The sequence below is a fragment of the Herbiconiux dendrobii genome (genome assembly GCF_052048175.1).
In the GTDB taxonomy this organism is placed as follows: Bacteria; Actinomycetota; Actinomycetes; order Actinomycetales; family Microbacteriaceae; genus Herbiconiux.
The window spans coordinates 604,654-616,992 of the sequence record NZ_JBLZQV010000003.1 but is presented as its reverse complement, the minus strand read 5'-3'; the positions used below and the strand labels follow the sequence as shown (position 1 = coordinate 616,992).

Here is a 12,339-nt window from a genome sequence, read left to right as displayed (position 1 = left end):
TGGTCGTAGCGACTTTGCTAGACCATACAGTCGAAATGTGTCCACGGTGTTTCGAGTGGACACCTCAATCGGCTGTCGTCATTTCTACACGGAATACCGCGCAGTTCCTAACGGTTACGATTGACCTAGGCGTTGGGCGTGAGGAGATGTATGGACCAGGCGGATCCGTTCGGTTTTGTGGGGCTGACCTATGACGACGTGATGCTCCTGCCGGGGCACACCGACGTCATCCCGAGCGAGGCCGACACCACGTCACGCCTCACCAAACGGATCGATGTGGCCACTCCGCTGCTCTCCGCTGCGATGGACACGGTGACCGAATCGCGGATGGCCGTGGCCATGGCGCGCCAGGGAGGCCTGGGCATCCTGCACCGCAACCTCTCCATCTCCGACCAGGCCGAGCAGGTCGACCGGGTGAAGCGCAGCGAGTCGGGCATGGTGACCGATCCGGTCACCACGACTCCGGATGCGACCGTGGCCGAGGTCGACGCCCTGTGCGGCGTGTACCGCGTCTCGGGACTGCCCGTGGTCGACGGCCAGGGCGTGCTCGTGGGCATCATCACGAACCGCGACATGCGCTTCGTCTCCCAGTTCGAGAAGTCGACCACGCTCGTGCGCGACGTCATGACGAAGATGCCCCTCATCACCGCGCGCGTCGGGGTCGACCCGGATGACGCGGTCGCCATCTTCGCGCAGCACAAGATCGAGAAGCTGCCCATCGTCGACGACGCCGGGCGTCTCTCCGGCCTCATCACCGTCAAGGACTTCGACAAGAGCGAGAAGTACCCCAACGCCACGAAGGACTCTGCGGGACGCCTCCGAGTCGGAGCCGCCATCGGCTTCTTCGGCGACGCCTGGCAGCGCGCCACCAACCTGCTCGACGCAGGCGTCGACGTGATCGTGGTCGACACCGCGAACGGCGACAGCGCGGGCGTGCTCGACATCATCCGCCGGCTCAAGGGCGACTCGGCCTTCGCCGACGTCGACGTGATCGGCGGCAACGTGGCCACCCGATCGGGCGCCCAGGCGCTCGTCGAGGCCGGTGCCGACGCCATCAAGGTGGGCGTGGGCCCCGGCTCCATCTGCACCACCCGTGTGGTGGCCGGCGTGGGCGTGCCCCAGGTCACCGCCGTGTACGAGGCCTCGCTGGCCGCGCGCGAGGCGGGCGTCCCCGTGATCGCCGACGGCGGTCTGCAGTACTCGGGCGACATCGCGAAGGCCCTCGTGGCCGGTGCCGACACCGTCATGCTCGGCTCGCTGCTCGCGGGCTGCGACGAGAGCCCCGGCGACCTGGTGTTCATCAACGGCAAGCAGTTCAAGAACTACCGCGGCATGGGCTCGCTCGGCGCGCTGCAGACCCGCGGCGAGAAGACCTCGTACTCGAAGGACCGCTACTTCCAGTCGGACGTGCCGTCGGACGACAAGCTGATCGCCGAGGGCATCGAGGGCCAGGTGCCCTACCGCGGCCCGCTCGGCAGCGTGGCGTACCAGCTGGCCGGCGGCCTGCGCCAGTCGATGTTCTACGTGGGTGCGCGCACCATCCCCGAGCTCAAGGCGAAGGGCCGCTTCGTGCGGATCACCGCCGCCGGGCTCAAGGAGTCGCACCCGCACGACGTGCAGATGGTCGTCGAGGCGCCCAACTACCGTCGCTGAGGCGCAGGCAGCTGGGCGTCGATGACGGATCTCAGCAGCGCTTGCACCGAAAGCCGCCGGTCGTAGGCCGACCAGCGGCGGAGGAAGCGATGCAGGCCTGGTTCCTCGTCTGAGGGCTCGGGCGGGGGCAGCTCGACGTCTTCGGCGTCGTCGCCACCCGGCGGGAAGGCGACGACCTGGCCGACGACCACGGCCAGCACCACGCGGAAGAAGCGGAACGCGGCCTCATCCGGAACACCCGCGTCGACCGCGGCCTGCACGAGCTGCTCGGAGACCCAGATGCCTTCCCGGGCATCCGTGCGGCCGACGCTGATCAGCGGGATGGCCCACGGATTGGCGCGGAGGAACGCGTGGAACGAGAGTGCCACCGCGAGGGCGCGCTCGCGCGGATCGGCGGGTAGCTCGGGCCGCTCGAGCCGGCTCGACACCTCGTGCAGCACGGCGTGCAGCAGCCGCTCGCGGTTGCCCACGTGGTGGTAGAGCGCCATGGGCGTCACGCCGAGCCGCTCGGCGAGCCGCCGCATCGAGAACGCCTCGGCGCCCTCCTCGGCGATCATCGCCGTGCCCGCCGCGACGATCTGCTCCCGCGTGATCTTGGACATGCGCCCATTCTCTCCGGGGTTCGCTGTGTCGTGGGCCTGAGGGGTGGGCATGCCGCCCGATAGGATGAGGCGTGATGGAAATTGAAATCGGCCGGGCCAAGCGCGGGCGCCGCGTCTACTCCTTCGACGACATCGCGGTCGTGCCCTCGCGGCGCACCCGCGATCCGCAGGATGTGTCGGTGAACTGGTCGATCGACGCCTACCAGTTCGACATCCCGGTGCTCGCCGCCCCCATGGACTCCGTCGTCTCACCGCAGACGGCCATCATGATCGGGCAGCTCGGCGGCCTCGGCGTGCTCGACCTCGAGGGGCTGTGGACGCGTTACGACGACCCCGAGCCGCTGCTGGCCGAGATCCGCGACCTGCCCGAGGGCAAGGCCACCGAGCGGATGCAGCAGATCTACTCCGAACCCATCAAGCCCGAGCTGGTCACCGCCCGCCTGGCCGAGATCCGCGCATCCGGAGTCACCGTCGCCGGAGCGCTCTCGCCCCAGCGCACTCAGGAGCTGTACGAGACCGTGGTCGCCGCCGGCGTCGACCTGTTCGTCATCCGCGGCACCACCGTCTCGGCCGAGCACGTGTCGAAGACGGTCGAGCCGCTGAACCTCAAGAAGTTCATCTATGAGCTCGACGTCCCGGTGATCGTGGGCGGTGCCGCCACCTACACCGCGGCCCTGCACCTCATGCGCACGGGCGCGGCCGGTGTGCTCGTGGGCTTCGGCGGGGGAGCGGCATCCACCACCCGCGCGACCCTCGGCATCCACGCCCCGATGGCCACGGCCGTCGCCGACGTGGCCGGCGCCCGCCGCGACTACATGGACGAGTCGGGCGGCCGCTACGTGCACGTCATCGCCGACGGCGGCCTCGGCACCTCGGGCGACATCGTGAAGGCCATCTCGGTCGGCGCCGACGCCGTCATGCTCGGCACGGCCCTGGCACGGGCGACGGATGCTCCCGGCGGCGGTTACCACTGGGGCCCCGAGGCCCACCACTCGCAGCTGCCCCGCGGCAACCGCGTGCACGTGGGCCAGGTCGCGCCGCTCGAGCAGATCCTCTACGGCCCCTCTCCCGTCGCCGACGGCACCGCCAACCTGATCGGCGCCCTGCGCCGCTCGATGGCGACCACCGGCTACTCCGACCTCAAGGAGTTCCAGCGGATCGAAGTCGTGGTCGCCCCCTACCGGGTCGACTAGAGGATGACTAGCGTGGAGAGGGCACGCAGCTAGCTCACCAAAGAAGGAGAGTCTCATGGCCACCAGCCCCACCTCGGTATCGCATCCGACCAAGATCGGTCCGGAAGAGCGCGCGGCCGCCATCGAGACGCTCAAGACCAAGGAACTCGACATCCTGGTGGTCGGCGGCGGCATCGTCGGCACCGGGAGCGCCCTGGATGCGGCGACCCGTGGACTGCGCGTGGGCATGGTCGAGGCCCGGGACTGGGCATCCGGAACCTCGAGCCGCTCGTCGAAGCTCGTGCACGGCGGCATCCGGTACCTCGAGCAGCTCGACTTCCGGCTGGTGCGTGAGGCGCTCACCGAGCGCGGCCTGCTGCTGCAGCGGATCGCGCCGCACCTGGTGAAGCCGGTGCGCTTCCTCTACCCCTTGAACAAGCGCGTCTTCGAGCGGCTGTACATCGGCGCCGGGATGCTGCTGTACGACATCTTCAGCTACTCCGGCGGCCGCCCTCCCGGGGTTCCGCACCACCGGCACCTCTCGCGCAAGCAGGTGCAGCAGCTCATGCCGAGCTTGGCGAAAGACGCGCTGATCGGCGGCATCACCTACTACGACGCGCAGGTCGACGACGCCCGCTACGTGTCGAGCCTCGCCCGCACGGCCGCCTCGTACGGCGCCCATGTGGCCAGCCGGGTGCAGGTCGAGGGCTTCGTCAAGGTCGGCCAGCGGGTCGTCGGCGTGAAGGCCCACGACCTCGAGACCGGCGAGAAGTTCGAGATCAAGGCGAAGCAGGTCGTGAACGCGACCGGTGTCTGGACCGACGACACCCAGGCCATGGTGGGGGAGCGCGGGCAGTTCAAGGTGCGTGCCTCCAAGGGCATCCACCTCGTCGTCCCGCGCGATCGTTTCCAGGGCAAGTCGGGGCTGCTGCTGCGCACCGAGAAGAGCGTGCTGTTCGTCATCCCATGGGGGCGGCACTGGCTGATCGGCACCACCGACACCGACTGGCACCTCGACAAGGCGCATCCGGCCGCCACCGCCGCCGACATCGACTACCTGCTCGCGCACGTGAACAAGGTGCTGGCCGTGCCGCTCACCCGCGAAGACGTCGAGGGCGTCTACGCGGGCCTGCGTCCGCTGCTGGCCGGGGAGAGCGACCAGACCTCCAAGCTCTCGCGCGAGCACCTCGTGGCGCACTCGGTGCCCGGCCTCGTGGTGATCGCGGGCGGCAAGTGGACGACCTATCGCATCATGGCGAAGGATGCCATCGACGCCGCCGTCTCGGCCCTCGACGGCAAGATCTCGCCGTCGGTCACGCAAGACATCGGGCTGCTCGGCGCCGAGGGCTACCAGGCCGCCTGGAACAAGCGCTCGAAGATCGCGCGCAAGTTCGGTGTGCACACCGTGCGGATCGAGCACCTGCTGAACCGCTACGGAACGCTGACGGATGAGCTGCTCGACCTGATCCTCGCCGACCCGACGCTCGCCGAGCCCCTGCCGGGCGCCGACGACTACATCGGCGCCGAGGTGGTCTACGCGGCCTCACACGAGAGCGCGCTGCACCTGGACGACGTGCTCGCCCGCCGCACCCGCATCTCGATCGAGGCCTGGGACCGCGGCGTCTCGGCCGCACCCGTGGCCGCCCGGCTGATGGCGGGCGTGCTCGGCTGGGACGAGCAGCGGATCGACCACGAGGTCACGGTCTACCTCGAGCGCGTCGCCGCCGAACGCGCTTCGCAAGAGCAGCCCGACGACGAGTCGGCCGAGCGCATCCGCCTCGAGGCCCCCGACATCGTCCCGACCAACTGACCTCGCACGCTCAGCGCGAACAGGGCCTCCGCTCCGGCGGGGGCCCTCGTGCGCTCGGCTAAACTGGTGTCACCGCCATTCGGAACGAGCCCATCCGAAGCATCGCGGTGACAGCTGGAGGAGACGGCCATGGTCGACGTGCGGCGCGTAAAGCTTCCCGGAGTCGGGGTACTGCACACCTTCTACACCTCCGACGGCGGCAAGGTGGGCGTCATCGCGCACCGCTCCGGGCACAGCGACCTCATCACCTTCGCCGACGACGAAGACGGTTCGGATGCCACGAAGGTCTCGCTCCGGCTCTCCGAAGACGAGGCGCACACCCTCGCCGAGCTGCTCGGCGGCACCCAGATCACCGAGTCGCTCACGGCGCTCGACCAGATCCCCGGGCTCTCGATCGACTGGTTCACGGTCGATTACGAAGACCACATCGCCGGCCAGCCGCTCGGCTCGCCCGCCGAGCGCGGCATCGCCGGCCTCACGGTCGTGGCCGTGGTGCGCGGCGACTCCGCGAACCCCGCCCCGGCCCCCGACTTCAAGGTCTTCCCCGGTGACACCCTCGTGGTAGCCGGTTCGCCGGAGAAGGTCGCCAAGGCCTTCACCTTCTTCCGCACCGGCGAGATGAAGGCGAAAGCAGGAGCCCTCGACGGTCCGCCCGGAAGCTGAGCCGGCCGCATGCACCTAGGGCCCGACCTCCTCATCCTCGGAATCCTCTTCGTCCTGGCCTACGTGCTGGGGCGACTGGGTAAGTCCATCGGCCTCCCGGCCATCCCGATCTACATGGTCGTGGGGCTCTTGGCGAGCCCGCACTTCGGCTGGTTCCCGCTCTCCTTCGAGCACACCGACTACATCGAGCTGATCGCGGTCTTCGGGCTGATCCTGCTGCTGTTCAACCTCGGTCTCGAGTTCGATCAGGACGAGTTCTTCTCCAACGCGGGCAAGCTCGTCATCTCGGGCGGCTCGTACATCGCCATCAACATGCTGGTGGGGCTCGCCTTCGGCTTCATGGTGGGCTGGGGCACGCGTGAGGCGCTGATCATCGCGGGCATCACGGCCACCTCCTCGAGCGCGATCGTGACGAAGCTGCTGATCGAGCTGAACCGGCTGGCCAACCGCGAGACGCCGATGATCCTGGGCGTCACCGTGGTCGAAGACCTCTTCATCGCCATCTACCTGGCGATCGTCTCGGTGGTGCTCTCGGGCGAGACCGAGGTGTGGCCGGTGATCGGCAAGCTCGGCATCTCGTTCCTGTTCCTCGTGCTGATGTTCGCGGTCGCCCGCTGGGGCGGGAAGTTCGTGTCGCGGCTGTTCCGCACGAAGGACACCGAGCTGTTCACCATCCTGTTCTTCGGGCTGGCGATCATGTTCGGCGGGCTCGGCGAGATCCTCGGGGTGACGGATGCGATCGGCGCGTTCCTGATCGGCCTCGTGCTGGGCGCCACCCGCTACCGCAATCGGATCGAGCAGATCGCGATCCCGCTGCGCGACGTGTTCGGGGCCTTCTTCTTCTTGAACTTCGGGTTGGGCCTCGACCCCTCGAAGTTCCCTGAGGTGATCGGGCCCGTGGCGATCGCGGTGGCGATGACCATCGGGCTGAACATCGTCGCGGGGCAGTTCGTGGCCAGGCTCAACGGCCTCGGGCCGCAGGCGGGAATCAACACGACCGCCATCCTGCAGAACCGCGGGGAGTTCGCACTCATCCTCGCCACGCTCGCGCTGGCCGCGGGGCTGGATTCGCGCATCCAGCCCTTCGCGGGGCTCTACGTGCTGATCATGGCCATCATCGGGCCGATCCTGGCTGTCAACTCCGAGCGCATCGGCTCGTTCGTGCTCGGCACCAAGCGCAAGAAGGCCGCGGCTCTGGCGGCGGCCGCAGCAGCCGCCGGTGCGGCGGGTGCGGGGTCCGGCGCGGCCGGTGGGGCGGGGCGGCCGGGCGCCGGCGGCGACCTCTCGGCCGACGAGGCCATCGCGTTGATGGAAGCCGCCGACGGTGACGACGGGGTGGCCGTGCCCGCCGGGTCGCCGGGCGGCTCGCCATCCGGAACCAGCGCATCCGCACGCCCCGCCACCCCTGTGCGCTCCGACGCCGATCGCCTGATCGAACAGGCCATGCAGCAGTCCGACGGCTACGACGAGTACGACACCAAGGCAAGGGACAGCGAGTATTGAGTTCGCCCGCCGGCAGCACCCCCCGCAGCATCACCGTCTTCAGCGTGATGCGGCGCCCGCGATGGATCGGCGTGCTCGTGCTCGCCCTGGTCGTGGCCGGCATCTTCGCCGCGCTCGGCCAGTGGCAGCTGGGGCGGGCCGTGAGCAATGGAGAGGACATCTACTCGCAGACCGAGACGGTGCGGCCGCTAGCCGACGTGGCGACGCCGCAGACGCCGGTACTCGAGTCGCAGGCCGCTCAGCGGGTGACCGTGTCGGGGCACTTCGTGGCCTCGGGGTACGGCATCCTGGCCGATCGGCTCGATGCGGGCACGCCCGGGTACTGGGTGATCGGGCAGTTCGCCGTCGACCAGCCGGTGGACACGTATCTCGCGGTGGCGCTCGGCTGGACCGCCGACGCCGACACCGCGCTGGCGAGTGCCTCCGCGCTGGCCGGGGGAGCGAGTGCCGCCTCCGAGGAGGTGACCGGCCGCTACCTGCCGACCGAGGCGCCGGCGGCGAGCGACACCGAGAAGCCGATCACCTCGCCCGCGACCCTCGACGGGCTGCCGCTGGAGACCTCGATGGCCGTGGCCTCGCTGATCAACCGCTGGACCGAGTTCGACGGGGCGGCGGACGTCTACGGCGGCTACCTCGTGCTCCAGGATGCTCCGCCCGGCCTCGCCCCGATCGCCTCGCCCGAGCCCGACCGCTCGGTGCAGCTGAACTGGCTGAACATCTTCTACGCGGCCGAGTGGGTGGTGTTCGCGGGCTTCGCGATCTACTTCTGGTACCGGCTCGTGCGCGACGCCTGGGAGCGGGAGCTCGAGGAGGCGGCGGAGGCCTCCGGGGCACCCGGGGCCGCCGACGACGCCCCGGATGCGCGGGTATCCTAGATCCATGGCCCTGCAACCCAAACCGAAGGACTTCCCGCGCATCCGCGGAGCGCTGAAGTTCTACCAGGTCGCCTCCGTGATCACGGGTGTGATGCTGCTGCTGCTCTGCGTGGAGATGCTGCTGAAGTACACCCCCATCGGGGTCGAGCTCGAGCTCGGCGGGCCGCGCGGACTGCTGGCGTTCGTGCCCGAGGGCACGACGGTCGCCGTGAACCTCAGCACGGGCATCCTGATCGCCCACGGCTGGTTCTACGTGGTGTACCTGTTCTCCGACTTCCGGTTGTGGAGCCTCATGCGCTGGCCGTTCCTGCGGTTCGTGCTGATCGCCCTCGGTGGCGTCATCCCCTTCCTCTCCTTCTTCCTCGAAGCGCGGATCGCGCGCGAGGTCAAGGCCTACCTCGCCCAGCGTGAGGCCGGCGCCGCAACCCCCGAACCCGTGGAGGCATCCCATTAGCGGATCAGAGTCCCCTGCCGAGCTCAACCGGCCGGTGCTGGTCGTCGACTTCGGCGCGCAGTACGCGCAGCTGATCGCCCGGCGCGTGCGCGAGGCCAGCGTCTACTCCGAGATCGTGCCGCACTCCATCTCCGCGGCCGAGGTGGCGGCGAAGAACCCGGTCGGCATCGTGCTCTCCGGCGGCCCCTCGAGCGTCTACGAAGAGGGTGCGCCCGCGCTCGACCCCGCGATCCTCGAGCTCGGCGTGCCCGTGATGGGCATCTGCTACGGCTTCCAGGTGATGGCCAAGGCGCTCGGCGGCGAGGTCGCGAAGACCGGCGCCCGTGAGTACGGGTCCACCGACGTGGCTCTGGATGCCGCCACCGCACCGTCGTCGACGCTGCTCGGCGAGCAGCCCGCGGCCCAGACGGTGTGGATGAGTCACGGCGACTCCGTGGTGCAGGCGCCCGAGGGCTTCGAGGTGCTCGCGAGCACCTCCTCGACGCCCGTGGCCGCCTTCGCCGACTCCTCCCGCGGGCTCTACGGGGTGCAGTGGCACCCCGAGGTGAAGCACTCACCGTTCGGCCAGAACGTGATCGAGAACTTCCTGCACCGCGCGGCCGGCATCCCGGCCGAGTGGAACCCGGGCAACGTGATCGCCGACCAGGTGGCCGCCATCCGCGCCCAGGTGGGCAGCGGCAAGGTCATCTGCGGGCTCTCCGGCGGCGTCGACTCCGCCGTGGCCGCCGCGCTCGTGCACGAGGCCGTGGGCGACCAGCTGGTGTGCATCTTCGTCGACCACGGGCTCCTCCGGGAGGGCGAGCGACGCCAGGTGGAAGAGGACTACGTGGCGTCGACCGGCGTGCGCCTGGTCACCATCGACGCGCGTGAGCAGTTCCTGACGGCGCTCGCCGGGGTCAGCGACCCCGAGCAGAAGCGCAAGATCATCGGGCGCGAGTTCATCCGCAGCTTCGAGAAGGCGCAGGCCGATCTGCTGGCCGAGGCGGAGGCCGACGGCGATCCGATCCGCTTCCTCGTGCAGGGCACCCTGTACCCCGACGTGGTGGAGTCCGGCGGCGGCAGCGGTACGGCGAACATCAAGAGCCACCACAACGTGGGCGGCCTGCCCGAAGACCTGCAGTTCGAGCTCGTGGAGCCGCTGCGGGCCCTGTTCAAAGACGAGGTGCGCGCCATCGGCCGCGAGCTCGGGCTGCCCGAGGTCATCGTGGGGCGCCAGCCGTTCCCCGGCCCCGGTCTCGGCATCCGGATCGTCGGCGAGGTCACCTTCGAGCGCCTCGAGCTGCTGCGTCAGGCGGATGCCATCGTGCGCGCCGAGCTCTCGGCCGCCGGCCTGGACGCCGAGATCTGGCAGTGCCCCGTGGTGCTGCTGGCCGACGTGCGCTCGGTGGGCGTGCAGGGCGACGGGCGCACCTACGGGCACCCGATCGTGCTGCGTCCCGTCTCCAGCGAGGATGCGATGACCGCGGACTGGACGCGCGTGCCGTACGACGTTCTGGCCCGCATCTCGAACCGCATCACCAACGAGGTCTCCGGCGTCAACCGCGTGGTGCTCGACGTCACGTCGAAGCCGCCGGGAACCATCGAGTGGGAGTGATGCTCCCCTGAACGAAGAAGGCCCCGTCCAGTCGGACGGGGCCTTCTTCGTTGCGCTGCGCGGACCGCTAGTTGCGGAAGATCGCGATGATGCGCAGCAGTTCGAGGTAGAGCCACACCAGCGTGAGCACGAGGCCGAAGGCGCCCGACCACTCGTACTTGCGGGGAGCGCCCGCCTTGACGCCGCGCTGGATGGAGTCGAAGTCGAGCACCAGCGAGTAGGCGGCCAGCAGCACGGCCAGCAGGCCGATGATGATACCGATGGGGAAGCCGCCGATCGTGGCGCCGCGCAGGCCCCACGGGTCGGTGACAGCGCCGGTGACCATCAGGATGAAGTTGAGCAGCGAGAAGACGCCGTAGCCGACCATGGCGATCAGGAAGATCTTGGTGGCCCGCTTGGACGCGCGGATCTTGCCGCTCGCGAAGAGCGCCAGCGTGACGCCGAACACGGCGAAGGTGGCGAGCACGGCCTGCAGCACGATGCCCGACCAGCGCGCCTCGAAGATGCCCGAGATGGCGCCGACGGCGAGACCTTCGAAGGCGGCGTAGAGCAGGATGAGCGGAACGGAGGGCTCACGCTTGAACGCGTTGACCAGGCCCAGGATGAGGCCGCCGACGACGCCGCCGATCATCAGGCCGAGACCCAGCACCGTGGGGGTGGGGTACATGGCGAGGAAGCCGATGGCCGCCGTGGCCAACAGCACCACGAACATGCCGGCGGTCTTCAGGATGACGCCGTCGTAGCTCATCCGCTCGGTCTGCGAGGGGGTGGCGGCGGGCTGCTCGTACATCGACTGCAGGCCCTCGGCGGAGATGTTCTGCACCTCTTTGCCGTTGAACACGGGGTTGCGCGAGAACGCGGGATTGCTGGAAGACGGGGTGGCCATGTCAGTCTCTCTGTCTTGGGTGGTTGTCTCAGGGTGATCGAGTCTTCCCAGGGTAGTGCACCCACCTCGGCGTAGCCTCGGAATGTGAGACGACTTCCGGATGCCCGCCCCCTCGTGATCGCTCACCGGGGAGCCAGCGGCTACCGCCCGGAGCACACCGCCTCGGCGTATGAGCTCGCCTTCGCCCTGGGGGCCGGCGCCGTCGAGCCCGACATCGTGCTCTCCCGCGACGGCGTGGCCGTGGTGCGGCACGAGAACGAGATCTCGGGCACCACGGATGTCGCCTCCCGGCCCGAGTTCGCCGGCCGGCGCACCACGAAGCGGATCGACGGCACCGCGCTCACGGGCTGGTTCACCGAGGACTTCACCTGGGCCGAGCTGCAGAGCCTGCGTGCCGTCGAGCGGCTGCCGGCGGTGCGCCGCTCGAGTGCGAGCTTCGACGGGCGGTTCGGGCTGCTCCGCCTCGGCGACGTGCTGCGCATCGCCGACGAGGCGTCGTCGGACGGGGCGGCCAAGGGCGTGGTGGTGGAGCTCAAGCACGCCACCTACTTCGACTCGATCGGGATGCCGCTCGCCGAGCTCGTGGCGGCGGAGCTGGCGGCCTCCGGCTGGTCGGGTCGCGGCGGGCAGCTGGTGATCGAGTCGTTCGAGAAGACGCCGCTGCTCGCGCTGCGGGCGAGCGGTCTGTCGGCGCACTACACGTATCTGGTCGAGGCGGCCGGCAGCGCGTTCGACGCGGTGACCCGAGACGGCGCCGCGGCGCTCACGTATGCCCAGGAGCTGAGCGATGAGGGGTTGCGGGTGCTGGCCACCGAGGTCGACGGCATCAGCGTCGACAAGGCGATGATCCTCCCGCGGGACGCGGTCGGGGCCGCGCACCGCACATCCGACCTGGTCGACCGCGCCCATGCGGCGGGTCTGGACGTGTTCACCTGGACCCTGCGGGCCGAGAACCGCTTCCTGCCGAAGAACTACCGCATCGGCAAGGCGGCGGGGGCGTTCGGGCGGTGGGAGGACGAGTTCCGGGCCATCCTGGGCAGCGGCGTGGACGGTGTGTTCGCCGACCAGCCCGATCTGGCGCTGGCCGCAGCCGGCAGCGTCGGTGGCGCGCCGTAAACTTGCCTCAG

The 12,339-nt window shown here is 69.5% G+C and carries 11 protein-coding genes; 9 read left to right on the top strand and 2 right to left on the bottom strand.

The window, feature by feature from the left end:
• Positions 1–150: 150 nt before the first annotated feature.
• Positions 151–1,653 carry an IMP dehydrogenase gene (gene guaB, locus ACN4JJ_RS11815; protein ID WP_440710099.1) on the top strand — a complete coding sequence of 501 codons (1,503 nt, stop codon included), beginning with the start codon at positions 151–153 and terminating at the stop codon, positions 1,651–1,653.
• Here the strand turns inward: guaB and ACN4JJ_RS11810 are convergent.
• A complete protein-coding gene (locus ACN4JJ_RS11810; protein WP_440710098.1) occupies positions 1,641–2,255 on the bottom strand; it encodes a TetR/AcrR family transcriptional regulator in 615 nt (204 codons plus the stop codon). The genes guaB and ACN4JJ_RS11810 overlap by 13 nt on opposite strands.
• Before the next feature lie 74 nt (positions 2,256–2,329).
• Between ACN4JJ_RS11810 and ACN4JJ_RS11805 the strand changes: the two genes are divergently transcribed.
• From ACN4JJ_RS11805 to guaA, 7 genes are all read left to right on the top strand, one after another.
• The gene (locus ACN4JJ_RS11805; RefSeq protein ID WP_440710097.1) at positions 2,330–3,448 is read left to right on the top strand and encodes a GuaB3 family IMP dehydrogenase-related protein; all 1,119 of its coding nucleotides are present in this window, start codon (positions 2,330–2,332) and stop codon (positions 3,446–3,448) included.
• Positions 3,449–3,503: 55 nt separating this feature from the next.
• Positions 3,504–5,237 carry a glycerol-3-phosphate dehydrogenase/oxidase gene (locus tag ACN4JJ_RS11800; protein ID WP_440710096.1) on the top strand — a complete coding sequence of 578 codons (1,734 nt, stop codon included), beginning with the start codon at positions 3,504–3,506 and terminating at the stop codon, positions 5,235–5,237.
• 129 nt (positions 5,238–5,366) lie between these two features.
• A complete protein-coding gene (locus ACN4JJ_RS11795) occupies positions 5,367–5,900 on the top strand; it encodes a cation:proton antiporter regulatory subunit (protein WP_291053293.1) in 534 nt (177 codons plus the stop codon).
• Between the two features lie 9 nt (positions 5,901–5,909).
• A complete protein-coding gene (locus ACN4JJ_RS11790; RefSeq protein WP_440710095.1) occupies positions 5,910–7,403 on the top strand; it encodes a cation:proton antiporter in 1,494 nt (497 codons plus the stop codon).
• Positions 7,400–8,278 (top strand): SURF1 family protein, encoded by an 879-nt coding sequence (locus ACN4JJ_RS11785; protein ID WP_440710094.1) that lies wholly within the window; start codon positions 7,400–7,402, stop codon positions 8,276–8,278. Before ACN4JJ_RS11790 ends, ACN4JJ_RS11785 begins: the two co-directional genes overlap by 4 nt.
• Before the next feature lie 4 nt (positions 8,279–8,282).
• A complete protein-coding gene (locus tag ACN4JJ_RS11780) occupies positions 8,283–8,732 on the top strand; it encodes a DUF3817 domain-containing protein (RefSeq protein WP_291053285.1) in 450 nt (149 codons plus the stop codon).
• On the top strand, positions 8,728–10,326 hold the full coding sequence (gene guaA / locus ACN4JJ_RS11775) for a glutamine-hydrolyzing GMP synthase (RefSeq protein WP_440710301.1): 1,599 nt from the start codon (positions 8,728–8,730) through the stop codon (positions 10,324–10,326). Before ACN4JJ_RS11780 ends, guaA begins: the two co-directional genes overlap by 5 nt.
• 67 nt (positions 10,327–10,393) lie before the next feature.
• Here the strand turns inward: guaA and ACN4JJ_RS11770 are convergent, their stop codons facing one another.
• Complete coding sequence (locus ACN4JJ_RS11770; protein ID WP_440710093.1) at positions 10,394–11,212, bottom strand: Bax inhibitor-1/YccA family protein; 819 nt, start codon at positions 11,210–11,212, stop codon at positions 10,394–10,396.
• An 84-nt stretch (positions 11,213–11,296) separates the two neighbouring features.
• On the opposite strand from ACN4JJ_RS11770, the gene ACN4JJ_RS11765 reads away from it, so the two are divergent.
• Positions 11,297–12,328, top strand: a complete 1,032-nt coding sequence (locus ACN4JJ_RS11765) for a glycerophosphodiester phosphodiesterase family protein (RefSeq protein ID WP_440710092.1) — start codon at positions 11,297–11,299, stop codon at positions 12,326–12,328.
• Positions 12,329–12,339 lie beyond the last annotated feature (11 nt).

Bases quoted from the DNA above. Each gene is read 5' to 3' on its own strand.
- guaB (WP_440710099.1), top strand. From the start codon at position 151: ATGGACCAGGCGGATCCGTTCGGTTTTGTGGGGCTGACCTATGACGAC.
- ACN4JJ_RS11810 (WP_440710098.1), bottom strand. From the start codon at position 2,255: ATGTCCAAGATCACGCGGGAGCAGATCGTCGCGGCGGGCACGGCGATG.
- ACN4JJ_RS11805 (WP_440710097.1), top strand. From the start codon at position 2,330: ATGGAAATTGAAATCGGCCGGGCCAAGCGCGGGCGCCGCGTCTACTCC.
- ACN4JJ_RS11800 (WP_440710096.1), top strand. From the start codon at position 3,504: ATGGCCACCAGCCCCACCTCGGTATCGCATCCGACCAAGATCGGTCCG.
- ACN4JJ_RS11795 (WP_291053293.1), top strand. From the start codon at position 5,367: ATGGTCGACGTGCGGCGCGTAAAGCTTCCCGGAGTCGGGGTACTGCAC.
- ACN4JJ_RS11790 (WP_440710095.1), top strand. From the start codon at position 5,910: ATGCACCTAGGGCCCGACCTCCTCATCCTCGGAATCCTCTTCGTCCTG.
- ACN4JJ_RS11780 (WP_291053285.1), top strand. From the start codon at position 8,283: ATGGCCCTGCAACCCAAACCGAAGGACTTCCCGCGCATCCGCGGAGCG.
- ACN4JJ_RS11770 (WP_440710093.1), bottom strand. From the start codon at position 11,212: ATGGCCACCCCGTCTTCCAGCAATCCCGCGTTCTCGCGCAACCCCGTG.